The 25,432-nt window shown below is 75.7% G+C and carries 31 protein-coding genes; 12 read left to right on the forward strand and 19 right to left on the reverse strand.

The genetic code is table 11. From position 1 onward, the window contains the following. Positions 1–3: 3 nt before the first annotated feature. Positions 4–786, forward strand: coding sequence for an isocitrate lyase/PEP mutase family protein (locus ACI78S_RS09635; RefSeq protein ID WP_456972586.1), 783 nt, complete (start codon positions 4–6; stop codon positions 784–786). A gap of 124 nt (positions 787–910) precedes the next feature. On the opposite strand, the gene ACI78S_RS09640 is transcribed toward ACI78S_RS09635, so the two are convergent. Continuing rightward, positions 911–2,119 carry an acyltransferase family protein gene (locus ACI78S_RS09640; RefSeq protein ID WP_456972588.1) on the reverse strand — a complete coding sequence of 403 codons (1,209 nt, stop codon included), beginning with the start codon at positions 2,117–2,119 and terminating at the stop codon, positions 911–913. Between the two features lie 277 nt (positions 2,120–2,396). Here ACI78S_RS09640 and ACI78S_RS09645 point away from each other — a divergent pair, with 277 nt between their 5' ends. Continuing rightward, positions 2,397–3,101, forward strand: a complete 705-nt coding sequence (locus ACI78S_RS09645) for a response regulator (protein WP_456972590.1) — start codon at positions 2,397–2,399, stop codon at positions 3,099–3,101. A 108-nt stretch (positions 3,102–3,209) separates the two neighbouring features. On the opposite strand, the gene ACI78S_RS09650 is transcribed toward ACI78S_RS09645, so the two are convergent. The 15 genes from ACI78S_RS09650 to ACI78S_RS09720 all read right to left on the reverse strand — a co-directional run bounded on the left by ACI78S_RS09650 (position 3,210) and on the right by ACI78S_RS09720 (position 13,988). Then, positions 3,210–3,941 (reverse strand): response regulator, encoded by a 732-nt coding sequence (locus ACI78S_RS09650; protein ID WP_456972592.1) that lies wholly within the window; start codon positions 3,939–3,941, stop codon positions 3,210–3,212. Continuing rightward, positions 3,935–4,387 (reverse strand): hypothetical protein, encoded by a 453-nt coding sequence (locus ACI78S_RS09655; RefSeq protein ID WP_456972594.1) that lies wholly within the window; start codon positions 4,385–4,387, stop codon positions 3,935–3,937. The genes ACI78S_RS09650 and ACI78S_RS09655 overlap by 7 nt, the downstream gene beginning before the upstream one ends. A 33-nt stretch (positions 4,388–4,420) precedes the next feature. Then, entirely contained in the window at positions 4,421–4,558 is a 138-nt protein-coding gene (locus ACI78S_RS09660; protein ID WP_456972596.1) for a hypothetical protein, read from the reverse strand. Next, positions 4,555–5,175, reverse strand: a complete 621-nt coding sequence (locus ACI78S_RS09665) for a signal peptidase I (protein WP_456972598.1) — start codon at positions 5,173–5,175, stop codon at positions 4,555–4,557. Before ACI78S_RS09665 ends, ACI78S_RS09660 begins: the two co-directional genes overlap by 4 nt. 31 nt (positions 5,176–5,206) lie before the next feature. Then, the gene (locus tag ACI78S_RS09670; RefSeq protein ID WP_456972600.1) at positions 5,207–5,830 is read right to left on the reverse strand and encodes a TasA family protein; all 624 of its coding nucleotides are present in this window, start codon (positions 5,828–5,830) and stop codon (positions 5,207–5,209) included. Between the two features lie 204 nt (positions 5,831–6,034). Continuing rightward, on the reverse strand, positions 6,035–7,294 hold the full coding sequence (locus ACI78S_RS09675; protein WP_456972602.1) for a sensor histidine kinase: 1,260 nt from the start codon (positions 7,292–7,294) through the stop codon (positions 6,035–6,037). Continuing rightward, a complete protein-coding gene (locus ACI78S_RS09680; RefSeq protein WP_456972604.1) occupies positions 7,291–7,674 on the reverse strand; it encodes a response regulator transcription factor in 384 nt (127 codons plus the stop codon). The genes ACI78S_RS09675 and ACI78S_RS09680 overlap by 4 nt, the downstream gene beginning before the upstream one ends. Before the next feature lie 93 nt (positions 7,675–7,767). Then, on the reverse strand, positions 7,768–8,436 hold the full coding sequence (locus tag ACI78S_RS09685; RefSeq protein ID WP_456972606.1) for a DUF3618 domain-containing protein: 669 nt from the start codon (positions 8,434–8,436) through the stop codon (positions 7,768–7,770). A 20-nt stretch (positions 8,437–8,456) separates the two neighbouring features. Next, entirely contained in the window at positions 8,457–9,005 is a 549-nt protein-coding gene (locus ACI78S_RS09690; RefSeq protein WP_456972608.1) for a phage holin family protein, read from the reverse strand. A 3-nt stretch (positions 9,006–9,008) separates the two neighbouring features. Beyond that, complete coding sequence (locus tag ACI78S_RS09695; RefSeq protein ID WP_456972610.1) at positions 9,009–9,836, reverse strand: hypothetical protein; 828 nt, start codon at positions 9,834–9,836, stop codon at positions 9,009–9,011. Between the two features lie 144 nt (positions 9,837–9,980). Beyond that, on the reverse strand, positions 9,981–10,640 hold the full coding sequence (locus ACI78S_RS09700; RefSeq protein ID WP_456972612.1) for an NADPH-dependent F420 reductase: 660 nt from the start codon (positions 10,638–10,640) through the stop codon (positions 9,981–9,983). A 41-nt stretch (positions 10,641–10,681) separates the two neighbouring features. Next, entirely contained in the window at positions 10,682–11,182 is a 501-nt protein-coding gene (locus ACI78S_RS09705) for an enoyl-CoA hydratase/isomerase family protein (protein WP_456972614.1), read from the reverse strand. A 32-nt stretch (positions 11,183–11,214) separates the two neighbouring features. Beyond that, positions 11,215–11,460: an enoyl-CoA hydratase/isomerase family protein gene (locus ACI78S_RS09710; RefSeq protein ID WP_456972616.1), complete on the reverse strand. Its 246-nt coding sequence runs from the start codon at positions 11,458–11,460 to the stop codon at positions 11,215–11,217. A 21-nt stretch (positions 11,461–11,481) separates the two neighbouring features. Continuing rightward, complete coding sequence (ypfJ, locus tag ACI78S_RS09715) at positions 11,482–12,411, reverse strand: KPN_02809 family neutral zinc metallopeptidase (RefSeq protein WP_456972618.1); 930 nt, start codon at positions 12,409–12,411, stop codon at positions 11,482–11,484. A 41-nt stretch (positions 12,412–12,452) separates the two neighbouring features. After that, complete coding sequence (locus ACI78S_RS09720) at positions 12,453–13,988, reverse strand: FUSC family protein (RefSeq protein WP_456972620.1); 1,536 nt, start codon at positions 13,986–13,988, stop codon at positions 12,453–12,455. Positions 13,989–14,048: 60 nt separating this feature from the next. Between ACI78S_RS09720 and ACI78S_RS09725 the strand changes: the two genes are divergently transcribed. After that, the gene (locus ACI78S_RS09725) at positions 14,049–14,495 is read left to right on the forward strand and encodes a nitroreductase family deazaflavin-dependent oxidoreductase (protein ID WP_456972622.1); all 447 of its coding nucleotides are present in this window, start codon (positions 14,049–14,051) and stop codon (positions 14,493–14,495) included. Between the two features lie 74 nt (positions 14,496–14,569). Then, entirely contained in the window at positions 14,570–15,055 is a 486-nt protein-coding gene (locus ACI78S_RS09730) for a hypothetical protein (RefSeq protein WP_456972624.1), read from the forward strand. Positions 15,056–15,191: 136 nt separating this feature from the next. On the opposite strand, the gene ACI78S_RS09735 is transcribed toward ACI78S_RS09730, so the two are convergent. Further along, positions 15,192–16,163, reverse strand: coding sequence for an aldo/keto reductase (locus ACI78S_RS09735; RefSeq protein WP_456972626.1), 972 nt, complete (start codon positions 16,161–16,163; stop codon positions 15,192–15,194). A 46-nt stretch (positions 16,164–16,209) separates the two neighbouring features. Between ACI78S_RS09735 and ACI78S_RS09740 the strand changes: the two genes are divergently transcribed. Then, entirely contained in the window at positions 16,210–17,085 is an 876-nt protein-coding gene (locus ACI78S_RS09740; RefSeq protein ID WP_456972628.1) for a hypothetical protein, read from the forward strand. On the opposite strand, the gene ACI78S_RS09745 is transcribed toward ACI78S_RS09740, so the two are convergent. After that, positions 17,082–18,143, reverse strand: coding sequence for a winged helix DNA-binding domain-containing protein (locus ACI78S_RS09745; RefSeq protein ID WP_456972630.1), 1,062 nt, complete (start codon positions 18,141–18,143; stop codon positions 17,082–17,084). The genes ACI78S_RS09740 and ACI78S_RS09745 overlap by 4 nt on opposite strands. A gap of 96 nt (positions 18,144–18,239) precedes the next feature. On the opposite strand from ACI78S_RS09745, the gene ACI78S_RS09750 reads away from it, so the two are divergent. The 6 genes from ACI78S_RS09750 to ACI78S_RS09775 all read left to right on the forward strand — a co-directional run bounded on the left by ACI78S_RS09750 (position 18,240) and on the right by ACI78S_RS09775 (position 22,685). After that, a complete protein-coding gene (locus ACI78S_RS09750) occupies positions 18,240–18,983 on the forward strand; it encodes an SDR family NAD(P)-dependent oxidoreductase (RefSeq protein WP_456972632.1) in 744 nt (247 codons plus the stop codon). A gap of 13 nt (positions 18,984–18,996) precedes the next feature. Then, positions 18,997–19,575, forward strand: a complete 579-nt coding sequence (locus ACI78S_RS09755; protein WP_456972634.1) for a class I SAM-dependent methyltransferase — start codon at positions 18,997–18,999, stop codon at positions 19,573–19,575. Positions 19,576–19,692: 117 nt separating this feature from the next. After that, entirely contained in the window at positions 19,693–19,914 is a 222-nt protein-coding gene (locus ACI78S_RS09760; protein ID WP_456972636.1) for a three-helix bundle dimerization domain-containing protein, read from the forward strand. A gap of 149 nt (positions 19,915–20,063) precedes the next feature. Next, complete coding sequence (locus tag ACI78S_RS09765; RefSeq protein ID WP_456972638.1) at positions 20,064–20,510, forward strand: DUF1801 domain-containing protein; 447 nt, start codon at positions 20,064–20,066, stop codon at positions 20,508–20,510. A 146-nt stretch (positions 20,511–20,656) separates the two neighbouring features. Continuing rightward, positions 20,657–22,276, forward strand: coding sequence for an ABC-F family ATP-binding cassette domain-containing protein (locus ACI78S_RS09770; protein WP_456972640.1), 1,620 nt, complete (start codon positions 20,657–20,659; stop codon positions 22,274–22,276). A gap of 31 nt (positions 22,277–22,307) precedes the next feature. After that, positions 22,308–22,685, forward strand: coding sequence for a hypothetical protein (locus ACI78S_RS09775; RefSeq protein WP_456972642.1), 378 nt, complete (start codon positions 22,308–22,310; stop codon positions 22,683–22,685). A 65-nt stretch (positions 22,686–22,750) separates the two neighbouring features. On the opposite strand, the gene ACI78S_RS09780 is transcribed toward ACI78S_RS09775, so the two are convergent. Next, positions 22,751–23,995 carry an amino acid deaminase/aldolase gene (locus tag ACI78S_RS09780; RefSeq protein WP_456972644.1) on the reverse strand — a complete coding sequence of 415 codons (1,245 nt, stop codon included), beginning with the start codon at positions 23,993–23,995 and terminating at the stop codon, positions 22,751–22,753. An 87-nt stretch (positions 23,996–24,082) separates the two neighbouring features. Between ACI78S_RS09780 and ACI78S_RS09785 the strand changes: the two genes are divergently transcribed. Then, on the forward strand, positions 24,083–25,423 hold the full coding sequence (locus ACI78S_RS09785) for a D-arabinono-1,4-lactone oxidase (protein WP_456972646.1): 1,341 nt from the start codon (positions 24,083–24,085) through the stop codon (positions 25,421–25,423). The last annotated feature ends 9 nt before the right edge of the window (positions 25,424–25,432 follow it).

Here is a 25,432-nt window from a genome sequence, read left to right on the forward strand (position 1 = left end):
GGCATGCCCGACCTCGCCGCCCGCGCCCGCACGCTGCTCGACCTGCACACCGCACCGGAGATCCTGGTGCTGGCCAACGTCTGGGACGTCGTCTCGGCGCGGGTGGTCGCGGGCACAGGAGGTGTGCGGGCGCTGGCCACGGCGAGCCACTCCGTCGCGGCCACGTTCGGCTACGAGGACGGCGAGAACATCCCGCTCGACCTGCACCTGGACATGGTCGGCCGGATCACCGCGGCGGTGGACCTGCCGGTGACGATGGACTTCGAGGCCGGGTACGGCGATCCGGGGGAGACCGCGCGCCGCGCCATCGCCGCCGGCGCCGCCGGCGGCAACCTCGAGGACCAGATGAAGCCGCTGGACGACGCGGTCGCCGCGGTGGAGGCCGTCGTCCGGGCCGGCCGCGACGCCGGCGTCGAGTTCGTGCTCAACGCCCGCACCGACGCGCTCCTGCGCGCGGGTCGCGACGCCGACCGGGGCGAGCTGGTGGCCGAGGCGGTGCGGCGCGGGCGGGCCTTCCTGGAGGCCGGCGCGCCGGTGGTGTTCGTGCCCGGCGCCGTGGCCCGCGACGAGATCGCCGCCCTGGTCGACGGCCTGGGCCCGCGCCGGCTCAGCGTCATCGCGGTGCCGGGCGCGTCGCTGCCGGTGCGCGAGCTGCAGGAGCTCGGCGTGGCCCGCGTCTCCACCGGCCCGTTCACCCAGCGGGTGGCGCTGACCGCGCTGCAGGACGCCACCGCCGAGCTGGTGGCCGGCGGGGCGCTGCCGCCGGGGACGCGGAACCTGAACTAGCCGTCGTCCGGCCGACTCGGCGTCGCCGCGCACGTGCGCACGGGTGCGGGAACCAGGACCGGGGACGCCGCGCCGGTGCGCATCCGCGCGGGACCGGGTCGCCGCCCGGGCGGGGGCGTGCGGACTAGCTGGCCAGCAGGCGGACCGGGAGCACCGGGGCCTCGAGCACCGACGGGTGCAGCGGCCGGGCGTGCCGCTCGGGTTCGAGCACCGGGTCGGTGAGCACCTTCTCGGTCGGGGTGGCCGGCACGAGGCGGTCGCGCAGCCGCAGCACCGGGCGCTCGACCAGCACGGTCGCCGCGATCCCGACCACGACGGCGGAGCCGTACTTGACCGCCAGCGCGGTGGGGGAGGCGTCGTCGGCGCTCCAGCCCAGCCACCCGAGCACCGTGTGCGCGGCGAAGAGGTGCCAGATGTAGATGCCGTAGGAGTAGCGGCCGAGCGCGGCCACCGGCGCGCTCACCCAGCGGGCCCGCGACACCCACGCCGCCCGGTACAGCAGCAGCAGGACGGCGGCCGCGGTGAGGTAGGCGACGGTGAAGCCCAGCGTGCTGCCGACCAGCCCCCGCTTGCCGACGGCGCAGAGGAACACGACGCCCGCGACGAGCACCGCGACCAGCAGCCGCCGCTGCCGCTGCAGCGCGTCGAACCGCTCCGGCCAGCGGACGCTGAGCACGGCGAGCAGCACGCCGGCGGCGAGGGAGTCGACCCGGAAGTGCGTCCGCCACTGCAGCCGGGTCTCGCTCACCCCGGACAGCCCGCCGGTGATCCGAAGGAGCAGGGCGGCGACCAGGACGCCGACGAGGACGCCGGCGAACACCTCGAGCCGGCCGCGCCGCTTGACCAGCAGCGGGAACAGCAGCGCCAGGGCGAGGTAGAAGTGCTCCTCGACGGCGAGCGACCACAGGTGGGCCAGCGAGGTGCCCGCGTAGTTCTGCACGTGCAGCGCGTTCTGCCACAGGTAGGAGCCCAGCGGCTCGCTGCCGAAGAGGGCGTGCACCAGCAGGAAGACGTAGAGCACCGGCCAGAGCTTGAGGACCCGCCGGACGGTGAACCGCCGTCCGTCGAACGTTCCGGTGCGGGCGTGCTCCGCCAGCACCAGCCGGCCCATGAGGAACCCGCTGAGGACGAAGAACAGGTCCACGCCGGCCCAGCCGAACATGCGCCCGGGCAGTTGGAGGACGTCGACGGCCCAGGAGCCGCTGGGACCGGAGAAGTGCCAGCCGAGGGCCAGCAGGATGGCCATCCCGCGGACGACGTCGAGGTCGAGCCGTCGACCCTTCGCGGTGGCGTTCCCGGCGGGGGCGGTGCGGTGTCCGCTGATCGAAGGCATCGTTGATCGACGCTAAGAGCGTGCGCTGGCGCTCGCAGGGCTCGGCGGAGGCGCCCGGGTGCTCTCCGTCTCCCTCCCCAGGTCAGCGCGGTGTCCGTGTGACCGGATTCACCTACCCGACCGTTCGGTCGGCTACCCACCCCTCCGGGTGAGGTGCGCCACGGCGCCGGCGGTCCGCGGCTCAAGCCCGCGGCGCCCGCTGCCGATCACCCGACCAGGTGACGCCTGGGCGCCGGGCCCGGGCACCGGTGACCGCCGCAGTGAGGAGGAGAGGTCGTTGCCCGACCAGAGCGTGCTCGTCGTGGAGGACACCGACGAGATCCGTGAGCTCGTCGCGACGGTCCTCGGCAAGGCCGGCTTCGACGTCCGCACCGTGAGCACGGGGGCGGACTGCCTGGCGGAGGTCCGCCGGCGGGCCCCGGACCTGGTCGTGCTCGACCTGGGGCTGCCGGACGCCGACGGCACGGAGGTCTGCCGGCAGATCCGTGCGGAGTCCGAGTGCTACGTCCTCATGCTCACCGCGCGCGCCGAGGAGGTCGACCTGCTGATCGGCCTGGCCGTCGGCGCCGACGGGTACATGGCCAAGCCGTTCTCCCCGCGCGAGCTCGTCGCCCGCGCCCAGGCGCTGCTGCGCCGTCCGCGCGCCGCCGCCGTCCCCACCCCGCGGGAGCCGGTGGAGGAGACCGTCCGGCGGCTGGCCGAGCTGGAGGTCGACGAGGACAGCCGCGAGGTGCGGGTCGACGGCGCGGTCGTCGACCTGACCCGCACCGAGTTCGACCTGCTGGCCGCGCTGGCCTCCCGCCCCGGCCGCGTGCTGCAGCGGGAGACGCTGCTGCGCGAGGTCTGGCAGACCGACTGGGAGGGCAACCTGCGGCTGGTCGAGGCGCACATGTCCAACCTGCGCCGCAAGCTGCAGGCGGCCGGCCTGAGCTCGCCGGAGATCAAGACCGTCCGCGGGGTCGGCTACCGCCTGGTCGCCTGACGACCCGGGCCACGATCAGCCCACCTGATCGTGACGGCTCCTCCCTCACGTCCGGACGTGGGGGAGGAGCCGTCATGATCAGCTGAGCTGATCCCGGCCGGTTCCGGGTCACACCTCCGCGAGGAGGGCGCCCGCGGCCGCCTGGTTGCCGCGCGTGGCCCGCAGGCTCAGCACCTGCAGCTCCATCAGCCGGTTCTGCGAGACGATCCCGCGGCGGGCCTCCGCCGCGATCGCCTGGCAGACGGCGCCGATCTGCGGGTGGCCGAGCTGCCCGCTGGCGCCGGCCAGGGTCTGCGCGGCCGCGGCCACCGCGATCGCGTCGCCCGCGCGGGCGGCGTCGGCGATCAGCGACAGGCGGTGCGGCAGCGCGCTGAGGTACATCTCCTGCAGCCGCGCCATGGTGGCGGCGTCGGGTTGGTGCTGGTCCTCGGTCTCCCGGACCACCTGCAGGTGCCGCCGCGGCCCGGGTCGGCGCGCGGCCGGCGCCCCGGTGCGGCGGCGCAGGAAGTCGACGAGCGCCCGCGGGTCGATCGGCTTGGCCAGGCAGGCCAGCGCGCCGACGCCGGCGGCGGCGGCGCGGATGCGGTCGGTGGGGTCGGCGGTCACGACCAGGAAGCGGGCCCGGCAGCCGGCCTTGCGCAGGCGGGCCAGCATCGACAGGCCGGTCTCGCCGGGCAGGAGGACGTCGGTGACGATCAGGTCCAGCGGGCGGGTGGCGGCGATGCGCAGGGCCGTGGCGGCGTCCGCGGCCTCGACCACGTGCCACCCGCCGAGGTGGAGGAGGGCGCCGACGCGGCGGCGGGCGTCCGGCGAGGGGTCGACGACGAGGGCGGTCAGCACTTGATGACTCCGACCTGCTGGCTCTGCTTGGTCCAGCCGTAGGACGTGAGGGTCGTGACGGTGACGGTGATGTTGTTGTTGTTGACGACCGAGGCGTCGTAGGTGCCGGTCAGCGAGGTCGCGGAGGCCGGCACCTCGTCGATCGGGTAGGGGTAGCCGTTGACCAGGGCGACGACCCGGTACCCGCTGACTCCCCGGGAGGGGCTGGCCTTCCAGTTGAGCTTGGCGTGGAGGGTGGTCCGGGTGGTCCCGTCCGGGTTGGTGGTGGTCGTGCACCTGGTGCCCCCGAAGTTCAGGTTGGTGGGGGCCTCCACGGTCACCGTGGCGACGGCCATGGTCGGCGCGGAGGCGCCGTTGGAGAACTGGGCGCCGGCCGGGAGCGCGGTGCCGAGGAGCACGGCGGCGGCCGTGCCCAGCAGGACGGCGATGCGGCGGATGCGGGTCATGTCCGGGGTCCTCCCCTCGAAGTGTGCGGTGGGTCAGCGGGCGGGGCCGGCGGCGGGCGCCTCCGGCAGGCGGTTCCACAGGTCGGCGTCGAGGTCGGCCTCGTGCAGGTCGTCGGCGTCGACGAGCAGCAGGAGGTCCTGCGACTCGGCGTCCGGGACGGTGCGGGTCACGCCTCGTCCTCCTCGTCGCGCGCCGGCCGCCAGATCGAGAGGATCAGCCAGCCGGCCAGCAGGGCCGGGGCGCCCCAGACCAGGGCCTTGGAGACGGCGGGCTCGCGCAGGAACTGGATCACGGTGCCCAGCTCGGGGATCACGGCCCGCACCTGGTAGGCGGTGTCGCCCTGCAGCGTCGCCTGCCACGGGTCGACCCCGGCGTTCGCGTCGCCCTTGGTCTGGACGGTGACGCTGCCGTCGTCGCCGTGCTCGACGGAGACGACCCGGTGGGTGACGACGCGGTGGTCGTCGATCGGGATGTGGTAGCTGATCACCATGCCCTCGGTGACGTCCTCGACGTCGAGGGGGGTGGAGACCACCACGTCGCCGGCCTCGATCGCCGGCGCCATGGAGCCGGTCAGCATCGTCATCGTGCGGTAGCCGAGGACGTGCGGCCCGACGGCCAGGACGGCGAAGGCGAGCACGGCCGCCGCGACCAGCCCGCGGACGGACCAGCGGACGAGGCCGGAGAGGATCGTGCGCGCCACGCCGGCCCGGCGGGCGGCGAGGGTCCCCGCCTCCGGGGGCAGCGCGAGGGCTGCCCCCGGGCGGCGGACGGGGAGCACGGCGGTCATCGGAGTTCCCTGAGGAGTCGTCGGGCCGCGATCACTTGGCGGCAGCGGCGCGCTGCGTGCCGGTGAAGGTCAGGCTGAGCGAGGCGCTCTTGCCCTGGAAGGTGTTGTCGGCCGCGGTGGGCAGCGAGATGGAGAACACCAGGTGGTCCACGCCACCGGGGTTCAGGCTGGCCGGGTTGCTCAGCTGGGTGCTCACCCCGGCGGCCGGGCCAGCGTACAGGCTGCGCTCGGTGCCCGAGCAGGTGTAGGACGGCGCGCTCTCGCTGCCACCCTGGGTCCAGGCGACGGTGCAGGCCTTGACCGCCAGCTGCAGGCCCTTGACCGTGTCCGTGGTCAGGACGCTGGTGGCGCCGGTGGCGACCGAGGTCAGCGTCACCGAGGACAGCTGCGTGCTGCCGTCGTTCGACAGGGTCACCGCGCGGGTGATCGAGTCGCCGGGGACGAAGTTGCTCGTGGTGACCGGGATCGAGTAGGCGCCGTTCGGCTGGTTCAGGTTGATGTCCAGCGTGCCGGTCTGCACCGTGGTGGCGACCGGGGTGGTGCTGTCGGTGAAGGTGCCGAAGGTGCCGAGACCGGCGACGGCGGCGGCGGTGCCGGCGATGGCCAGCGAGCCGACGACCTTGCGGGTGTTGCTGCGGCGGGTCTTGGTGCTCATGTCCGTGCTTCTCCCTGTGTCCGTTGCGCCACCGGGTCGGCGGCGACAGGGAGAACTCTGGGCGGGCAACCGCAGGGCACCCGCCCGGAATCCGCAAGGGATCCGCAAGGCTCGTGCGGGAAACCCGCAGATCAGCGGCGGAGCACGCGAGGGCCGCCTGTCAGGGCCCCCGCCGGGCGTGCGCGGCGCGGGAGGGGGTGGCGCTCAGGCGCGGGGGAGCGTGAGCGTGAAGGTGGTGCCGCGGCCCTCGGCGCTGGTGAGGTCCAGCGTGCCGCCGTGCGCGGTGGTGATGGCCTTGGTGATCGACAGGCCCAGCCCGACGCCGGCCACGGCGCTGCGCTGCGCGGTGGAGGCCCGGAAGAAGCGGGTGAACAGCTTGCCCTGCTCGCCGGTGGGGATGCCGATGCCGGTGTCGCTCACCGACAGCCGGGCCACCGGGGCGCCGTCGGCGTCGACGTCGGCCCGCACGGCGATGGTGACCCGCCCGCCGGCCGGCGTGAACTTGACGGCGTTGGAGACGAGGTTGTCGCACGCCTGCCCCAGCCGCATCGCGTCCCCGCGCACGACCAGCCCGTCGTCCGGGACGTCGACGCGCACCTCGACGCCGGCGGTGGCCGCGGTGACGCGGGCGGTCTCCTCCGCGGCCCGGGCGATGGCGGCGAGGTCGACGTCCTGCGGGGTGAGCGTGAACCGGCCGGCCTCGACCTGCGCGGTGAACAGCAGGTCGCCGACCAGGCCCAGCAGGCGCTGGGCGTTTCGCTCGACCGTGCGCAGGTAGCCGGCCTGCGTCTCGGTCAGCGGCTCGTCCTCGTCGTCCAGCACCAGCTCGAGGTAGCCGAGGATCGACGTCAGCGGCGTGCGCAGCTCGTGGCTGATGAGGCTCACGAACTGGTCCTTCATCCGCTCGGTCTCGCGGGCCTCTGTCATGTCGGTGCCGACGAAGTTCCAGCCGGCGTGCACGCCGTCGTCGTCGGTGCGCGGGGTGATGGCGACCGACACCGTGCGCCGGCCGCCGTCCGCGGCGACGTAGGTCCAGTCGCGGACGTCGCTGCCGTGCTCCTGCGCGGCGTGCACCAGCGCGTCGATGCCCACCGGGACGCCGGCGGCCGCGGCGGCCTCGGCCAGCTCCTCCGGCAGGTGGAACTCGGTGATCGAGCGCAGCCGGACCACCTCGGCCCGGGGCAGGCCGAGCATCTTCTCCGCGCCGGGGTTCCACACGCGGACCACGCCGTCGCGGTCGGTGCCGATGATCGACTGCTCGGTGACCGCGTCGATGACGCTGGTCATCGTGCGGGCCCTGGCGCGGAGCATGCGGGTGGCCACCTCGAGCTCCTCGCCGCGGGTCTGCATCCGGGCGTGCAGGGCGGCCCGCTCGGCCTCGAGGCGCTCGACCTGCGCGGCCTGGCGGGCGAGCGTGCGGCGCAGCTCGGCGACCACGTGCGCGGGATCGGCCAGCTCGGTCATGCCACCAGCTCCCGCACCCGGGTCGCGAGCGCGGCGACGCCGAAGGGCTTGGCCAGGTAGGCGTCGGCGCCGGCGGCCAGGCCCCGGGCGACGTCGTCGGGGGAGGCGCCGGCCGAGAGCAGCAGCACCCGGATGCCGGCCGTCGCGGCATCGGCGCGCAGCGCGCCGCAGACCTCCAGGCCGGAGCGGCCGGGCATGGAGACGTCGAGGACGGCGAGGTGGGGAGCGTCGGCGCGGGCGGCGGTCAGCGCGGCGGCGCCGTCGCCGACCGACGCGGTGACGGTGCAGCCGGCCTTGCGCACGGCGAGGCAGACGAGCGCGCGGATGTCGTCCTCGTCGTCGGCGACGAGCACGCGCGGGGTTGCGACCTGGGCCTCCACGGGAGGAGCAACGACCCGCCGCGCCCCCGGCTGCAGGACGACGGCGCCGCCCCCACCCCTTGCGGGTGAGGGCGGCGCCGCCGTCGGGTCAGGTCAGGAGCCGGATGCCTGGCTCTGCACCGTCTCCTTGGACTGCTGGGCCTGGCCCTGCACGTCCTGGGCGGCCGACTGGCCCTCCTGCTTGACCGTCTGCGCGGCGTCCTGGGCGGTGGACTTCACCGACTCCACGGCGTCCTGCGCGGCCGGCTTGAGCTGCTCGCCCATCTCCTGCGCGGCCTCCTTGGCCGGCTGGAGCAGCGCGTCCTTGTTCTCGCGCAGGGCCTGCTCGGCCTGCTGGGCCAGCTGCTGCTCCTTCTGCGTCGCGGGCAGCAGGCTCGACACCAGCCAGCCGACGCCGAAGGCGATCAGCCCGGCGGCCAGGGGGTTGCCCTGGGTCTGCCGCACCACCATGTCGGGGGCCTGCTGCACCGTGTCGACCGCCGTCTGCGCGGCGTTCTGCACGGTGCCGGCGGCGCTGGAGGCGGCGTCCTGCACCGAGCCGGCCGCGTTCTGGGCGATGCCCCGGGCGTCCGACGTGGTGTTCGATGCGGTGCCCATCACCTTCTCCTTGACGCTCGTGATGCGGCCCTTGGCGGCGGAGACCCGCCGGTCCATGACGCGGGCCGGGTTGACCTTCTCGTTGAGGGCGTCGACGTCGTAGCTCAGCTCGCGCCGCGTGTCCTCGATCTGCCGCCGGATGACGTCCGGGTCACTGCTGGTCATCTCGTTCCTCCACGTCCTGGTCAGTTCGGCTTGAGGGCGGGGGGCACCTGCTGGAGCGTCTCCACGGTGCGTTCGGGCTTCGGGTTCACCTGGCGGAACTTCTTGCGGCCCATCACGTAGGCGACCGCGCCGATGACACCCCAGATGACGGCCACGATGAGGGCGGCCAGGCCGGCGTCCATCACGTTCTCCAGCGCCCACCAGAGAGCGATGGAGAGGAACAGCAGGACCATGTAGCCGGCGAACCCGGCGGCGCCGAACATGCCGGCGCCCTGCCCCGCCTTCTTGGCCTCGACCTTCATCTCGGCCTTGGCGAGCTCGAGCTCCTGGCGCATCAGCGTCGAGAGGTCCTTGGTGACCTCGCCGATCAGCTGGCCGACCGAGGTGCCGTCGACGTCCGGACGCCCCTCGTCGGTCATCGGCGTGCCCATGTTGCCGCTGTGCGCGCCGTAGCTCTCCGGCCCGACGGCGTAGTTGCCGTGCTCCGGAGCGCCGCCCACCGTGGGGATGCTCTGCGTGTCACCGGGAGGCGCGCCGTACCCGGTGGAGCCGCTGTAGGGGGTCGTCATCGCTCAGACCCCCCGGGTCCGGTTCGGGTCGTCCCACCCGGCCGGCGTGGTCGGCGGCACGACGCTGCCCGCGGGCGGCACGGTCCCGTACGGCGGCGGCGGCAGCGGAGCGCCGCCGGTCGTGCCGGTGGTCTCGTAGCCGGTCGTGCCCGCGTAGCCGGCGGTGGTGCCGGCGTACCCGCTCTCGGCGTAGCCGGCCGAGTAGCTCGGCGTCGGGTCCACGTAGTTGGACGTGTAACCGGTGTCGGCCACGCGGTGCTGGCCGCCGGACGAGCCGGAGTCGGTGTGCGCGGCCTTGACCCCGCTGGTCAGCCGGCCGGCGGCGACACCGAGCAGGGCGGCGCCGATCAGGAAGGTGCCCGGCTTGCGGCGGGCGAAGTTCCGGACCTCCTCGAGCAGGTCGGCCGGCTCGCGGTTCTGCAGCCTGTCGGAGAAGTTCTCGACGAACCCGGCGGCCTGCTGCAGCAGGTCACGGGCCGGGCCGGGGGCGCCCTGGCTGCTGCCGTCGGCGAGCCCGCGCATCTCCTGGGCCAGCGACGACAGGCCCTGGGCGGCCTTCTGCTGCTGGGCGATCGTCTGGTCCTTCAGCTGCGAGCGGCCCTGCTGGAGCAGGTCCTTCGCCTGGCGCTGGGTCTCGCCGACGACCTCCTTGGCCTGGTCGGCGGCGGTCGAGACGACCTGGCCGCCGGCCTGCTGCGCGGTCTGGCCGAGGTTCTTGGCCTCGTCCTTGGCCACGTCGGTGGTCGACTGCGAGCCGCCGCCGGTCGAGTAGGCGCCGCTGGTGCCGGTGGTCGTGGGGGGTGGGAAAGGTGCGTCGATGCTGTGAGTCATCGGTCCTCCTCGGCAAGCGTGTCGGGGACGTACGAGGGCGCTCCCCGAGCGCCCGGCGCATCCGTGCGCATCGGGCGGTGAGCGTCGTCGTGCGACACGCCAGGTACCCCCACCGGTCACGCGCGCAAACCGGGACGAGAACGATCACGCGGGTCGGGTTGCCCGCTCCAGCGCGTCCCGGAGGCCGTCGGCGTCCAGATCGGGTCCGTACCCGGGCGTCCCCGGTTCGATCCGCCAGCTGTCGGCGAGCGGCCCGGCGTCGACGACGTCGAACCCGATCTCGCGGACGAACGAGGTCACGACCTCGCGCGCCCCGGGGTCGTCCCCGGCCACGACGAGCGCCCGGCGGCGCGGGGCGTCCGGGGCGGTCCGGTGGCCGACGATGTCGCGGGCGCCGATGTGGTTGAACGCCTTCACCACGCGCGCGCCGGCCAGGTGCTGCTGCAGCAGGCCCGACGAGGTGGCCGTGCCGGCGTCGAGCTCGGCGATGTGCCCGTCGCGGGCGGGGTAGTAGTTGTTCGTGTCGATGACGACCTTGCCCGCCAGGGGTTCGGCCGGCACGTCGCGGTAGGCCTTGAGCGGCACCGTGACGACGGCGAGGTCGGCGGCGGCCGCCGCGTCGGCGGCGGTCGCGGCCCGGACGGTGCCGCGGTTCGTGGGGCGGACGGCCAGGTCCGCGACGAGGTCGGTGAGGGTCTCCGGCCCGCGGCTGTTGGAGAGGACGACGTCGTGGCCGGCGTCGAGCGCGACCTCCGCGAGCGCCGTGCCGATGTTGCCTGCGCCGATGATGCCGAGTGTGGTCATGGCGGCGTGCAACGCCGTCGGGCGCAGGGGATTCCCGCTGGTCAGCCGGTCCAGCGGAACCGCCGCGGGCGGCGCTCGGCGAACGCGGCGACGCCCTCGGCCAGCTCGCCGCCGGCGATCGTCTCGCGGTACCAGCGGGCCGCCTCGGCCTCGCCGTCACCGCCCGCGGTGAGCGCCGCGACCACCTCCTTGGTGGCCCGCTGGGTCAGCGCCGAGCGGGAGGCCAGGACGTCGGCGAACCGGCGCACCTCGGCGTCGAGGTCGGCGGCCGGCACCAGCCGGTCGACCAGCCCGACCCGCAGCGCCGTCGGCGCGTCGATCAGCTCGCCGCTGAACAACAGGGACTTGGCCGTGGCCGGGCCGACGACGTCGAGCAGCGCCCTGGTCGACGCCGGGGCGTGGACCACGCACACCTTCGCCGGGGTGACGCCGAAGACGCCGGTGGGGTCGGTGAACCGCAGGCCGCACGCGGCGGCGAGCTCGACCCCGCCGCCGATGCAGTGCCCGCGGATCGCCGCGACCGTCGGGTGGGGGGAAGGCACGCAGCGCCGCCTGGGCGGCGAGGTCTCCCGCCTCACGTCGGCCATCGGGTCGTCGGCGTCGGGCCGCCGAGCAGGTCGGCGATGTCGGCGCCGGCGCAGAAGCTGGGCCCGGCGCCGGTCACCACGAGGACCCGCACGCGGCGGTCGCCGGCCAGACCGTCCAGCAGCTCGGGCAGCGCCACCCACATGGCGGCGGTCATCGCGTCGCGCTTCGCGGGCCGGTCGATGGTGAGGACGGCGACGCCGCCGTCGCGCTCGACGGTCAGCAGGTCGCTCACCGGGCGGAGGCTATCGGCCGCTCACCCGAGGTCGTCCGTGGCGAACGTGTCGCACCGGTTCGGGTCGCCGGTCTGGTAGCCGGTGGTGAACCACTTCTGGCGCTGCTCCGACGACCCGTGGGTGAAGGCGTCCTGGTTCACGGTGCCGCCACCGAGCTCGCGCTGGATGAAGTCGTCGCCGATCCGGCCGGCCGCGTCGAGGGCGCGGTCGATGTCGTCCTGGGTGATGTCGCTGATCAGCGGCTGGCCGGACTCGTCGGGGACGGTCTCGGCGTGGTTGGCCCAGACGCCGGCGAAGCAGTCGGCCTGCAGCTCCAGGCGCACGGTGCCGCTGGTCGGGCCGGTCTCGCCGGGGTTCGCCTGCTGGTTGAAGCCCAGCAGGTTCTGCACGTGGTGGCCGTACTCGTGGGCGAGCACGTAGGCGTTGACGAAGATGCCGCCCTCGGCGCCGAACTGCTGCTGGAGGGTGTCGAAGAAGGTGAGGTCGATGTACACGAGCTGGTCGGCCGGGCAGTAGAACGGCCCGGAGCCGCTCGTCGCGCCGCCGCACCGCGTCTGCACCGAGCTGGTGAAGAAGACGGTGTCGGTGCGCACGTAGCGGCCGCCGAGGGTCTGCTCCCAGTAGTCCTGGATCGAGTTGATCGACGCCACGGCCGCGCACTGCACGTCGCGGTTGGCGTCGGCGCCGCTGCGGCAGTCCTGCTCGAGTTCCCCGTTGTCGGCCGCCTGGCCCTGGTTGACGCCGAACCCGGCGAGGCTGCCCAGCCCGCCGCCCCCGGACGAGCCGTCGCCGCCGCCGAGCACGTTGAGCAGGATGACGATCACCACGCCGACGAGCCCCAGGCCACCGCCGCCGACGGCCAGGCCGCGGCCGCCGAAGCCGCCGCCCCCGCTGCCCCGGATGTCGGAGACGTCCGACGTCTCGAGGTCGGCGCCCTCGTTGAACCTCACGGGCGGTGGCTTCCCGGAACGTCGTCCCGGAAACCCCGCGGTCAGCGCAGGTCGGCCCGGATGGCCGCCGCGACCTGCGCGGCGAGCCCCGGTCGCTGCTGCGCCCGTGCCCCGAGCAGCGCCCAGCCGAGGTCGGCGACCCGGCGGGAGCGGCGCAGCCAGACCGCCGTCCCCGGGGCCGGGGACAGCTCGCCGCGCGCCGCCGTCGCGATCTCGTACTGGGCGACGAGCGCGTCGCGCAGGACGCGGCTGTCGGCGGGCCGGTCGTCCAGGAGCAGGGCGGTCGTCCTGCTCACCGCCGCGGGCAGCCGGCGGCTGGCCGCCCGGCGGAACAGCAGCAGGCCGGCGGCGAGCGCCACGAGGACGCCGAGCAGCGTCTCGGCCAGCCGGCTGGTCAGCAGCTCCGGGACCGCCCGGGTGGGGTTGCCGACGTGCACCAGGAGCAGCGCCAGCGGGGTGATCGCCGAGACCGCCAGCACGTACTGGTGGGCGATCAACAGCTCGACGGCCATCTGCAGCAGGCCGACGAGCAGCACCTGGACCGCCACGGGCGGATCGAGGACCAGCAGGCCCGCCGCGACGGCGACACCGAGCAGCGTGCCCACGGTGCGGTGCGCGGCCCGGGAGCGGGTCTGCCGGAGGTCGGTGCCCAGCAGCACCGCCACCGCCGACGTCGCCGCCCAGTAGGAGCTCGGCAGCCCGAGCGCGACCGCGAGCAGCCCCGCCGCGGCCGCCGCGACGCCGACGCGCACCGCGCCGGGCAGCCACGGCGCCGTCCACCGGCGGTGCGGGCCGACCCGTTCGACGACGCGCTCCAGGCCGACGGGCTCGAGCGGGACGTCGCCGTGCGGCAGCGCCCGGAAGAACCGCTCCTCGACCGCCAGCAGGTGCCCGGCGAGGGAGGGCCGGCGCCGGGAGCCCCCGGCGACGGCGGCGTGGGCCAGGCGGACGGCGTGCGCCGCCGGGTCGGGCCGGCCGGTGGGCAGCGCGCTGCGCTCGGCCGCGTCCACCGCCGCCTCCGCGGCCGCCACCGCGCGCCGCTCGGGGCCGGCGGGGTCCCACACCCACGGCAGCATGCAGACCAGCCACGACAGCAGCACGCCGCCGGCCGCCGCCAGCAGGTGCGGCCTGACCTGCTCCGGCGTCGTCGCGAGCGCGCTCGCGCCCCCGCCGACCAGGACGGCGCCGAGCGGTCCGGGCGGGCCGATCCGCCAGACCGCCCCGGCCGCGGCGGTGGCGGCGACGAGCAGCCCCAGCACCGGGGCCAGCAGCACCGGGGAGCGCCCCACGAGCGTGCCGAGGGCGAAGGCGAGCAGCAGGCCGGCGCCGACGCCGGCGACCACGACGGCGCGGCGGCGGAACGGCAGCGCGTGCCCGTAGATCGCGGTGAAGCCCGCCAGGCCGGCCGCCGAGCCGAGGTCGGGCCGGCCGAGCGCGACGCCCAGCGCCAGCGGCAGCGCCGCGCAGGCCGCCGCCGAGACCGCCCGCCGGCCGCCCGCCGCCCACAGCACCCGCGCGCCCGGCGGCGACGGTCCCAGCACCCGCCGGGCCAGCCCGGGAGCGGGGGAGGGGGGCACGCCGCCATCCTCCCCGCCGTCCGCCTGCCGGCGCCCGGCGGCCGACCTAGTGTCGGACCCATGCCACTGGAAGGTGAGTACGAGCCGAGCGCCGAGGACTGGGTCCGCGAGCAGGTGGAGCGCTACGAGGCGACCGGCGGCCGGGAGGCCAACACGCTGCGCGACACGGGCCTGCCGGTCGCGGTCTTCTGGACCCGCGGCGCGAGGAGCGGGAAGGTCCGCAAGAACGCGCTCATGCGGGTCGAGCACGACGGCGCCTACGCCATGGTCGGCTCGCAGGGCGGCGCCCCCAAGGACCCCGCGTGGGTGCACAACCTGCGGGCGCACCCTGACCAGGTCACCGTGCAGGACGGCCCGGAGCCGTGGGACGGCGTGGCGCGCGAGCTCTCCGGCGAGGAGCGCGAGGCCTGGTGGCGGCGCGCCGTCGACGCCTACCCCGCCTACGCCGACTACCAGGAGCGGACCGACCGGGTGATCCCCGTCTTCGTCGTCGAGCGGCGCGGCTGAACCCCTGGCGCGGGGCGTCGCGGGCGGTCACACTCTCCGGCCGCACCCATCCGGACCGACCGAGGACGCAACCCGTGCCGCTCAGCATCGCCGAGACCCAGGCCCGCGTGGCCGCCGAGCTCAACCTGCCGGGACAGCCGTTCCGCTACACCGCCCGGGGCGACCAGATCGTGGGCACGTGGGACATCGCCGACGTCACGTACCAGGGCCTGCTGTCGGCCGGGACGATCGACAAGGACTACGCGATCACCGTCACCCTGGACGAGGGCTCGGGCACCTACGACTTCACCGAGCGCAAGACCGAGAGCGAGAGCGACGTCCGGTTCCGCGACGGCAAGCTCGAGTTCGGCGGGCAGAAGGAGTTCTTCAAGGGCAGGTCGGTCGGCAAGCAGTGGGGCGGTGGCATCTCCCTCCGGGCGACCTCGCACGGCCAGGAGGGGCACACCTGGAGCTACGAGTTCGAGACCTCCCGGATCAAGCAGCCGCTGTTCGACCTGCTGGCCTCGGCGGGCTGGCAGCCGGAGAAGAAGGGCTTCCTCGCCCGGCTCTTCTCCCGCTGACGGCAGCCGCCTCCCGACTGCGGGCGCCTGCCCGATGCCGCGCTGATGCGCATGGGCGCGGCATGCCCGGCGCGGATCACCGCACCCGTGCGCAGGGGAGCGGCGACGCCGGCCGGTGCGCCCGGCAGCCGAGCCCTCAGAAGCCGACCACCGCGTGCGGGGTGTAGGGCTCCTCGAGGCGGGCGATCTCCTCGTCGGTGAGCCGCACGTCCACCGCGGCGACGGCGTCGTCGAGGTGGTGGTCCTTGGTGACGCCGACGATCGGCGCGGTGACCACGGGCTTGGCCAGCACCCAGGCCAGCGCCACCTGGGCGCGGGAGATGCCGCGCTCGCGGGCGATCTCGGCGACCCGTTCGACGACGGCCCGGTCGCTGCGCTCGTCGTAGAGCTTGCTGCCGAACGCGTCGTTGGCCGACCTGGTGGTCGACTCGTCCCAGTCGCGGGTGAGGCGGCCGCGGGCCAGCGGGCTCCACGGGATCACCCCGATGCCCTGGTCGGCGCAGAGGGGGAGCATCTCGCGCTCCTCCTCGCGGTTGAGCAGGTTGTAGTGGTCCTGCATCGACACGAACCGGTGCCAGCCGCGCTCGCCGGCGAGGTGCAGCGCCTTGCCGAACTGCCAGGCCCACATGGACGACGCCCCGAGGTAGCGGACCTTGCCGGAGCGCACGCACGAGTCCAGCGCCTCCAGGGTCTCCTCGATCGGCGTGTGCGGGTCCCACCGGTGGATCTGGTAGAGATCGACGTGGTCGGTGCCGAGCCGGCGCAGGCTCTCGTCGAGCTCGCGCAGGATCGCCTTGCGGGAGAGGCCGGCGCCGTTGGGGCCGGGGTGCATCCGGCCGTGCACCTTGGTGGCCAGCACGACGTCGTCGCGGTTCGTGAAGTCGCGGATCGCCCGGCCGGTGATCTCCTCGCTCGACCCGGCCGAGTAGACGTTCGCGGTGTCGAGGAAGTTGATCCCGCTGGCCAGCGCCTTCTCGATGATCCGGCGGCTCTCCTCCTCGGGCAGGCTCCAGGGCTGGTTGCCGCGCCCGGGCTCGCCGAAGCTCATCATCCCCAGGCAGATCCGCGAGACCTCGAGGCCGGTCGAACCCAGGCGCGTGTACTCCATGCCCCCACCCTGGTCGGTCGCCCGCCGGGATGCCAACGTGAGCGGCATGGACGTCGACCTGCGGGCCGCCACCGCCTTCGTCACCGGGTCCGCGCGGGTCCTCGACCGCCGCCGCCTCGACCTGCTGCTGGGCGGGGGTGACCGCGGCGCGCTGCTCGCCGCGCTGGACGGCTACGCCAACCCCGACGGCGGCTACGGCTGGGGTCTCGAGCCCGACCTGCGGGCGCCGGAGAGCCAGCCGGCCGGCGCCATGCACGCCCTCGAGGTGCTCGTCGAGGCCGCCGACCCGGCCGAGCCTCGGGCGCCCGCGCTGCTGAGGTGGCTGGAGGGGGTGACCCTGCCCGACGGCGGGCTGCCGTTCGCGCTGCCCGTGCGCGATCCGGCGGCCTGCGCCCCCTTCTGGGTGGGCGGGGACCCGACCGCGTCGTCGCTGCAGATGACCGCCCAGGTGGCCGCCCAGGCGCACCGGCTGGCCCGGGTGCGACCGGAGCTCGCGACCTCGCCCTGGCTGCGGACGGCGACGGCGTACTGCACGGCCGCCGTCCGCGGCACGGCGGAGGCGCCGCACGCCTACGAGCTGCTGTTCGCGCTGCGCTTCGCCGACGCGGTGCCCGACCCGGACGAGCTGGTCGAGCTGCTCGGCCGGTTCGTGCCGCCCGACGGCGCGGTGGCGGTGGCCGGCGGCTCGCCGGGGGAGGCGCTGCGCCCCCTGGACCTCAGCCCCGAACCCGGCTCCCCCTCCCGCCGGCTGTTCGGCGAGGGCGTGGTGGAGGCGGACCTCGCCCGGCTGGCCGGGGCGCAGCAGCCCGACGGCGGCTGGCCGGTGGACTTCGCGTCGTACTCGCCGGCCGCGACCGTGGAGTGGCGCGGGTACGCGACGGTCGCCGCGCTGGCCGTGCTCCGCGGCAACGGCGTGCTCTAGGGGAGCGCGGCCGCGCGGGCGTCGATCGCCGCCCGGACGTCGTCGGCGAACTCCTCGAACGGCTCGGCGGCCAGCACGCGCTTCGCCCCCTTGCCGGTCCAGCGCCAGGTGCCCGCGATCCGGCCGTCGCAGACCACGGTGGGGCGGAACACGCCGTTGCCCCCCGGCACGATCCGCTCGGCGAACTCGGCCGCGAGCACCGCGCTGCGGTCGCCGTAGCCGAGCACGAACTCGTCGAAGCCGGGCAGCAGGAACACCCCGCGGGCCTGGGCGCGCGCCTGCGCGAGCAGGTCGGGGGTCGCCGGGTCCAGGACGTGCTCGGTGCCGTCGACGTCGACGGCGGCCAGCTGCCAGCGCACGGCGGCCAGCCCGGCGCGGGCGTCGGTCACGGTGAGCCCCGACCAGCGGGCCAGGTCGGCCACCGTGGCCGGGCCGTGGCCGCGGAAGAACCGCAGCGCCAGCTCCGCCCGCGCCGCGTCGCGGTCGAGCCGGCGCGGCGCGGGGATCCACTCGGCGGCGAGCACGAACAGCTGCTCGCCGCCGCCGGTGGGGCCGAGGACGAGCGTGCCGGTCTGGGCCAGGTACCAGAGCAGGTGGTAGCCGCGCTGGCCGGTGGTGGCCACGCCGCCGTCGTCGAGGATGCGCAGCAGCGCGGCCCGGGGCAGCCGCCCGCCGCCGGACAGGGCGGCGACGGCCAGCTCGCGGGCGCGCTCGGTGTCGGCCTCGGTGAGACCCAGGCCGGCCCGGCGCTTGGCCGCGCCCGCCAGCACCCGCGGCCCGCAGAGCTCGAGCAGCCAGCCGAGGTCCTCGGCGGCGACGAGGTGCAGCGTGCTGCGCATCGGCCAGGACCGGACCACCTCGCCCGAGTCGAGGGCCGCCTCGACCGCCGCGCGGTCGCCGGCCGCCGTGCGCAGCGCGACCGACGTGAGCGCGCCCGGGAAGTCCTGCGCCTGGACGGCGGTGAGCCACCGGACGGTCGCGGCCGCGGTCGGCAGCGGGGGACCGGCGAGGCGCTGGGCCACCAGCCGCAGCAGCGCGATCTCGTGCGGCGTCGTCATGCGTCGCACTCTGGCAGCCGGGGACGACGGATCCGGCCCGATTTCTCGCGCCGTTCCGTGCAGGGCGGGCCACAGTGGGTAGGAGGGCGGCCCGTGATGCGTCTCGCCGGCCGCCGGGTCGTCGTCACCGGGGGAGCCCGGGGCGTCGGCGCCGCCATCGTCCGCACCTTCGCCGCCGAGGGGGCGAGGGTCGCCGTCCTCGACCGCCGCGGCGAGGAGGCCAGGGCCCTCGCCACCGCCGTCGGCGGCAGGTCGTGGGAGGTCGACCTCGCCGACGTCGGCGCCGCCCGGGAGGCGATGGACAAGGCCATCGCCTGGCTCGGCGGGGTGGACGTGCTGGTCAACAACGCCGGCATCCTGCGCTCGGCCGCGCTGCTGGAGCTGGAACCGCAGGAGTGGGACGAGGTCTTCGCCGTCAACACCCGGGCGATGCTGGTGACCACGCAGATGGCGGCGCGGGCCATGATCGCCTTCCGGTCCCCGGCCGACGACTGCGCGGGCAAGATCGTCAACATGGCCGGGCCGGGCGCGACCTCCGGCGGGGGCGGGCAGGCCCACTACGCCGCGTCGAAGGCCGCCGTCATGGCGCTCACCCGCGCCGCGGCGCAGGAGCTCGGCCCGCACGGCATCACCGTCAACTGCGTGTGCCCCGGCTACGTGCGCACCGACATGGGCGACGCCGACCGCACGGCCCGCGGCGTCGCCGCCTGGTCGGCGCTGTCGCCGCTCGGGCGCCTCGCCGAGCCCGAGGACGTCGCCCGCGCGGCGCTGTTCCTCGCCTCCAGCGACTCCGACTACCTGACCGGTGACGCGCTCAACGTGACCGGTGGCATGCGCTGACACACTCCGCGGCATGCGCGCCGCGGACTGGGACCGGAGGTACGCCGAGCGCCAGCAGTGGTCGACCGGGCCGAACACGCTGGTCGCGTCGCTGCTGGAGGACCTGCCGCCCGGGGACGCCGTCGACCTGGCGGCGGGGGAGGGGCGGCACGCGCGCTGGCTGGCCGCCCGCGGCTGGCGGGTCACCGCCGTGGACTTCTCGGTGGTGGGCCTCGACCGCGGGAGGGCCCGGCCGGGGGCGGAGCGGGTGACGTGGGTGGCGGCCGACGTCCTCGCCTGGGCGGCCCCGGCGTCCTCGCTCGACCTGGTCCTCGTCGCCTACCTGCACCTGCCCGAGCCGGAGACCGTCGCGGTGCTGACGAGGGCCGTGGGCTGGCTGCGCCCGGGCGGCCGGCTGCTCGTGCTCGGCCACGACGTCGCCAACCTCACCGAGGGCGTCGGCGGGCCGCAGGAGGCGGCGATCCTGCACAGCGCCGAGCGCCTCGCACCGGTGACGGCGCTGCTCGACGTCGACCGGCTGGAGCGGGTCCGGCGGGCGACCCCCGAGGGCGACGCGCTCGACACGCTGCTGTGGGGACGTCGCCGGAGCTGACCTGGCCGTTGGACCTTGGTCCCTGGCGCACCCCCCGTCCCATCGGTCACAGTCTCCGCGATCCGGAACGGGGCCGGACCGCACGTCCCCCGACCCTCTCGCCGCGAAGGACAGCCCATGACCCTGGTCGTCCCTCCTGCCTCCGACACGTCCGTCGACAGCTCCGTCGAGTCCGCCGTCTCGCGGCTGGCCGCGGAGTTCAGCGACCGGCTGCGCCCGCAGCTCATCGTGCGGGTCGTGCGGGACTGCCGGCGCGACCTCGGCGGGTCGCCGGTGGGGGCGATGCCCGAGCTCGTGGAGCGGCTCGCCCGCATCCGGCTGGAGGAGACGATCGCCTGACGCCCGGCCGGTCGTCGCGCTAGCGTCCCGCCCGTGATGGGGATGGGCGGTACCGGGGGCAGGGACGCGGAGCGACGCCGGCGGCTGGTCGCCGGCGTCCTCGTGCTCGCGCTGGTCCTGGGTGTGGCCGCCGTCCTCGTCTCGAGCCTGTGACGGACGGCGAGCGGGTGGCCGACGACGAGATCGAGGACTGGTTCTCCACCGCGGGACAGCGCGAGGAGGAGCTCCGCCGCGTCGACGAGCTGGTGATGGCCGCCGCGCCGGGCATCGACCGGCAGCTGTTCCCGGTCGGCTCGCAGCGGATGCTGGCGTACGGGCTGATGCCGTACAGGCCGAAGTCCGCCAAGGAGGCCACGCCCTGGCCGCTGATCGCGCTGGCGGCGCAGAAGCGGCACCTGTCCCTGTACGTCTGCGCGGTCGTGCAGGGCACCTACCTCGCCGAGTCGCGCGCCGAGCAGCTGGGCAAGGTCTCCTGCGGCAAGAGCTGCATCCGGTTCACCTCGCTCGACGCCGTGGACACCGGCGCGCTCACCGCCGTCCTGCGCGACGCCGTCGCCGTGACGAAGGCCGGCGACAACGACTACTACGCGGGCTGACCGGCCGGACCCGCGTCGCCGCTCCCCGCCGACCACGCGATCCGTGCACGGCTGCGCGGCGTGTCCCGCGGTGTCGCGTGCACGGAACGCCCTCTCGGCCCTCGACGGCCGGGGAAACCGGTTGCCCGCGCCGGGAGGATGACCGGGTGGGTTCGGTCGACGTCTCCGGTGTGCGGCACACCCTGCCCGACGGGCGGGTGCTGCTCCACGACGTGTCGTTCCGGGTGGGGGACGGCGTCCGCGCCGCCCTCGTCGGCGAGAACGGGGCGGGCAAGACCACGCTGCTGCGGATCATCAGCGGCGACCTGACCGCGGAGGCCGGCAGCGTCGTCCGCAGCGGCGGGCTCGGGGTGATGCGCCAGTTCATCGGCTCGGTCCGCGACGACACCACCGTCCAGCGCTTCCTGGTCGACCTCTCGCCGCCGGCGGTCGGCGCGGCCTGGGACGCGCTGGAGGCCGCCGAGCTCGCCCTCATGGAGACCGACGACGAGCCCGCGCAGCTGGCCTACGCGCACGCGCTGGCGCAGTGGGGCGACGCCGGTGGCTACGAGGCCGAGGTCACCTGGGACGCCGTCACCACCGCCGCCCTCGGCGTGCCGTACGAGCGCTGCAAGTACCGCGAGCTGTCGACGCTCTCGGGCGGGGAGCAGAAGCGGCTGGCGCTCGAGGCGCTGCTGCGCGGGCCCGACCAGGTGCTGCTGCTCGACGAGCCCGACAACTACCTCGACGTCCCCGGCAAGCGGTGGCTGGAGGAGCGGCTGCTGGAGACCCCGAAGACGGTGCTGTTCGTCAGCCACGACCGCGAGCTGCTCGCCCGCGTGGCCGACCGGGTGGTCACCGTCGAGGGCGGGACGGCGTGGGTGCACGGGGGTGGGTTCGCCGGCTACGCCGAGGCCCGCACGGCGCGGCACGAGCGGCTGGCCGAGCTGCGCCGCCGCTGGGACGAGGAGCACCAGCGGCTGGTCGACCTGGTGCGCACCCTGCAGCAGCAGGCGAAGAACTCCGAGGCCATGGCCTCCCGCTACGCCGCGGCGCAGACCCGGCTGGCGAGGTTCGAGGCGGCGGGGCCGCCGCCGGACCGTCCGCCGGAGCAGAAGGTCGCGATGCGGCTGCGCGGCGGGCGCACGGGGGTGCGGGCGGTGATCGCCGAGCAGCTGGAGCTGACCGGGCTGATGCGGCCGTTCGACCTGGAGGTCTGGTACGGCGACCGGGTCGGCGTCCTCGGCGCCAACGGGGCCGGCAAGTCGCACTTCCTCCGGCTGCTCGCCGGGCAGGACGTCGCGCACACCGGCGGCTGGCGGCTGGGCGCCCGCGTCGTCCCCGGCTTCTTCGCGCAGACCCACGCCCACCCCGAGTGGCTGGACCGCACGCTGGTCGACCTGCTCTGGCACGGCGAGCCGGGGCGGCCGGGCGTCGACCGCGGCCGGGCGATGGCCGCGCTGCGCCGCTACGGGCTGGCCGGCTCCGGCGACCAGCCGTTCCGCACGCTGTCGGGCGGTCAGCAGGCGCGGTTCCAGATCCTGCTGCTCGAGCTCTCCGGCGCCACCCTGCTGCTGCTCGACGAGCCCACCGACAACCTCGACGTCCTCTCCGCCGAGGCGCTGGAGGAGGCGCTGGCCGCCTTCGACGGCACGGTCCTCGCCGTCACGCACGACCGCTGGTTCGCCCGGTCCTTCGACCGCTTCCTGGTGTTCGGCGCCGACGGGCGGGTGTACGAGTCGAGCGAGCCGGTCTTCGACGAGACGCGGGTGCAACGCGCCCGTTGAACGTCAGGCTGTCCTGACAGACACTGGCTGCATGGTCGACCTCGGGGAGCTGGAGCGGCGGTTCACGCTGACCGCTGCGGTGGCGCGCTTCGCGGACCTGGGGTTGCGGGACTCGCTGGACGATCCGCCGCTGAGCCACGACGAGGCGCTGGAGCTGCTGGCGCTCGGCGAGGTGATCGCCCGCAAGGCCGGCCACGGGCGCCAGCTCGCCGTGCGCACCGCCCGCGCCCGCGGGGCCTCGTGGGCGGCGATCGGCAGCGCGCTGGGGACGACGCGGCAGTCGGCGTGGGAGGCGCACCGGCGCTGGATCGACCAGCAGGCCGCCGGGCACGGCAGCGTCGGGGAGATCGGCTTCGACGACGAGGACGCCGCCGCCGCGCGAGAGCTGGCGGGCCCCGAGCCGGGTTGACCACCGGTGGGTGGCCGGGCGGCACGCCGGCGGGGTCGACCACCCGCCGGTGATCGTCGCGGGTCTCAGCTGAAGGCCCTGCCCTCGCCCCGGTAGGTGGGGACGGCGTCGACGACGGCTGCGCGGTCCCCGCTGCCGGCGACCAGGTGCAGCTCGTCGACGTGCTCGCACAGCTCGCCGGCCTTGGCGTGCCGGAACCACACGCGGTCGCCGATCCGCAGCCGGTCGGCGGCGGTCCCGCGCAGCGGCGTCTGCACCTCGCCGGCGCCCTCCGAGGCGAGCAGCCGCAGGCCGGCCGGGTGGGTGGGGATCGGCACGCGGTCGGCGCCGGCCGGCCCCGAGGCGATCCACCCGCCGCCGGCGACGGTGACCACGCCGGGCGCCGGCCGGCGGGTCACCGGCAGCGCGAACAGCGCCGCGGGCCGCCCGCGGAAGGCGCGGTAGCCGTCGAACAGGCCGGGGGAGTACAGCCCGGAGCCGGCGGCGAGCTCGGTGACGGCGTCCTCGGCCGACGTGCGCTCCAGACTCCCGGTGCCGCCGCCGTTGACGAACTCCAGGTCCGCCACCGACCGGACGGCGGCGACCGCCGCCGCCCGCCGCCCGGCCAGCTCGCGGCCGGACAGCAGCTGCACCCCCCGGACCGCGAGCCCGCGCAGCGGCCGGCCCGCCGGGGCGTCGCCGACCCCGGCGATCTGCGCCTCGTAGGCCATGACCCCGACCAGGGTGAAGCCGGGCCGGGCGGCCACCGCGCGGGCCAGCGCCACCGCGTCCGCCGGCGCGTGCACCGGCGAGCGCCGCGCGCCCACGTGCACCCGGCCGCCGGCCGTCCGCCACGAGGCGTCGAGGTCGAGGCAGACGCGCAGCGGCGGGCGGGCCGCGGGCGGGACGACGGAGTCGACCAGGTCGAGGTGCTCGACCGAGTCCACCATGAGCGCGACCCGGGCGGCGAGCTGCACGTCGGCCGCGAGCCGGAGCAGCGCCCCGCGGTCGGCGGTGGGGTAGCCGACGACGACGTCCCTGCTCACGGGGTCGTCGCCGCCGGCCAGCCAGAGCGCCTCGCGCAGCGTGTAGGCGAGGACCCCCGCGAACCCCGGCCGGGCCAGCACCCGGCGCAGCACGGCCCGGCTGCGCACCGACTTGCTGGCCACCCGCACCGGTTTGCCCCCCGCCCGGCGGACGAGGTCGGCGGCGTTGGCGTCGAGCGCCTCGAGGTCGACCACGGCGAACGGCGGGTCGAGGTCGGCGGTCGCCCGGTCGAGCCGCCGCCGCGCCTCCGCCGGATCCGCCTCCGCCCGCGTCATGGTGACCATGACGCCGCAGCGTGCTGGCCGCGGCACGTCGGGTCAACCGGCCGGGCCGTTGACCCGGGGACATCCGCCGTGCTGGAGTGCGGCGCCGTGGACGGAGGCGAGCCGGTGCCGGGCAGCGAGCGGGCGCGGTGGCGCAACTGGGCGGGCAACCAGCGGGCGACCGTCGACGTCGTCCACCCTCGGGCCGCCGACGAGGTCGCCGAGGTGCTCGCCCGGGCCGCCGCGCAGGGCCGGCGGGTGCGGCCGATCGGCAGCGGGCACTCCTTCACCGGCATCGGGCGTCCCGAGGACGTCCAGCTCGTCGCCGACCGGCTGACCGGGATCCGGGAGGTGACCGACTCGGGGCTGGTGACCGTCGGCGCCGGGACCCCGCTGCACCGGCTGAACGCCGAGCTGGCCCGGGCGGGCTGGTCGATGACCAACCTCGGCGACATCGACCGCCAGACCGTCGCCGGCGCCCTGAGCACCGGGACCCACGGCACCGGCGCCCGCTTCGGCGGCCTCGCCACCCAGGTGCGCGGCCTGGAGCTGGTGACCGTGGCCGGCGAGGTGCTGCGCTGCGACGCCGCCACGCACCCCGACGTCTTCTCCGCCGCGCGCGTCGGCCTGGGCGCGCTGGGCGTGGTGACGGCGGTGACGCTGCAAGCCGTGCCGGCGTTCGCGCTGCGCGCCGTGGAGGGCCCGGGCACCCTGACCCGGGCGCTGGCCGGGTTCGACGAACTCATGACCTCCACCGACCACGTGGAGTTCTACTGGTTCCCGCACACCGACGCGGTGCTGCTCAAGCGCAACACCCGGGTGCCGGTCGAGGAGGTCGACCCGCTGCCCCGCTGGCGCGCGATCTGGGACGACGAGGTGCTCTCCAACGTCGCCTTCGCGGGGGTGGTGGCCGCCGGCAGGCGGCTGCCCGCCCTCGTGCCGCCGCTGGCCCGCATCTCGGCGCGGGCGCTGGGGCCGCGCGCCTGGACCGACCACGCGCACCGCGTGTTCGTCAGCCGCCGCCGGGTGCGCTTCCTCGAGATGGAGTACGCGGTGCCGCGGCAGGCCGCCCCCGCCGTGCTCGCCGAGCTGCGACGCGCGCACGAGGCCGGCGGCTGGCACGCGGCGTTCCCGGTGGAGGTGCGGGTGGCCGCCGGCGACGACATCCCGCTGTCGACGGCGTCCGGCCGCGACAGCGCCTACGTCGCCGCGCACGTGCCGGCGCGCACCGATCCCGGCCGCTGGTTCGAGACGCTGGAGCGGATCGCCGGCGAGGTCGGCGGCCGGCCGCACTGGGGCAAGCTGCACGGCCTGGACGCCGCCGCGCTGCGGCAGCGCTACCCCCGGTTCGACGAGTTCACCGCGGTCCGCGACCGCCTCGACCCCGGGGGCGTGCTCGGCAACGCGTACCTGGACCGGGTCCTCGGGCCGGCCCCGCAGCGGGGCTAGCGCCGAGGG

The organism is Geodermatophilus sp. SYSU D00815, assembly GCF_054050035.1.

Bases quoted from the DNA above. Each gene is read 5' to 3' on its own strand.
- ACI78S_RS09740 (WP_456972628.1), top strand. From the start codon at position 16,210: ATGGACGTCGACCTGCGGGCCGCCACCGCCTTCGTCACCGGGTCCGCG.
- ACI78S_RS09695 (WP_456972610.1), bottom strand. From the start codon at position 9,836: ATGACTCACAGCATCGACGCACCTTTCCCACCCCCCACGACCACCGGC.
- ACI78S_RS09690 (WP_456972608.1), bottom strand. From the start codon at position 9,005: ATGACGACCCCCTACAGCGGCTCCACCGGGTACGGCGCGCCTCCCGGT.
- ACI78S_RS09670 (WP_456972600.1), bottom strand. From the start codon at position 5,830: ATGAGCACCAAGACCCGCCGCAGCAACACCCGCAAGGTCGTCGGCTCG.
- ACI78S_RS09685 (WP_456972606.1), bottom strand. From the start codon at position 8,436: ATGACCAGCAGTGACCCGGACGTCATCCGGCGGCAGATCGAGGACACG.
- ACI78S_RS09780 (WP_456972644.1), bottom strand. From the start codon at position 23,995: ATGGTCACCATGACGCGGGCGGAGGCGGATCCGGCGGAGGCGCGGCGG.
- ACI78S_RS09725 (WP_456972622.1), top strand. From the start codon at position 14,049: ATGCCACTGGAAGGTGAGTACGAGCCGAGCGCCGAGGACTGGGTCCGC.
- ACI78S_RS09655 (WP_456972594.1), bottom strand. From the start codon at position 4,387: ATGACCCGCATCCGCCGCATCGCCGTCCTGCTGGGCACGGCCGCCGCC.
- ACI78S_RS09635 (WP_456972586.1), top strand. From the start codon at position 4: ATGCCCGACCTCGCCGCCCGCGCCCGCACGCTGCTCGACCTGCACACC.
- ACI78S_RS09735 (WP_456972626.1), bottom strand. From the start codon at position 16,163: ATGGAGTACACGCGCCTGGGTTCGACCGGCCTCGAGGTCTCGCGGATC.
- ACI78S_RS09760 (WP_456972636.1), top strand. From the start codon at position 19,693: ATGACCCTGGTCGTCCCTCCTGCCTCCGACACGTCCGTCGACAGCTCC.
- ACI78S_RS09665 (WP_456972598.1), bottom strand. From the start codon at position 5,175: ATGACCGCCGTGCTCCCCGTCCGCCGCCCGGGGGCAGCCCTCGCGCTG.
- ACI78S_RS09675 (WP_456972602.1), bottom strand. From the start codon at position 7,294: ATGACCGAGCTGGCCGATCCCGCGCACGTGGTCGCCGAGCTGCGCCGC.
- ACI78S_RS09700 (WP_456972612.1), bottom strand. From the start codon at position 10,640: ATGACCACACTCGGCATCATCGGCGCAGGCAACATCGGCACGGCGCTC.
- ACI78S_RS09745 (WP_456972630.1), bottom strand. From the start codon at position 18,143: ATGACGACGCCGCACGAGATCGCGCTGCTGCGGCTGGTGGCCCAGCGC.
- ACI78S_RS09755 (WP_456972634.1), top strand. From the start codon at position 18,997: ATGCGCGCCGCGGACTGGGACCGGAGGTACGCCGAGCGCCAGCAGTGG.
- ACI78S_RS09775 (WP_456972642.1), top strand. From the start codon at position 22,308: ATGGTCGACCTCGGGGAGCTGGAGCGGCGGTTCACGCTGACCGCTGCG.
- ACI78S_RS09640 (WP_456972588.1), bottom strand. From the start codon at position 2,119: ATGCCTTCGATCAGCGGACACCGCACCGCCCCCGCCGGGAACGCCACC.
- ACI78S_RS09750 (WP_456972632.1), top strand. From the start codon at position 18,240: ATGCGTCTCGCCGGCCGCCGGGTCGTCGTCACCGGGGGAGCCCGGGGC.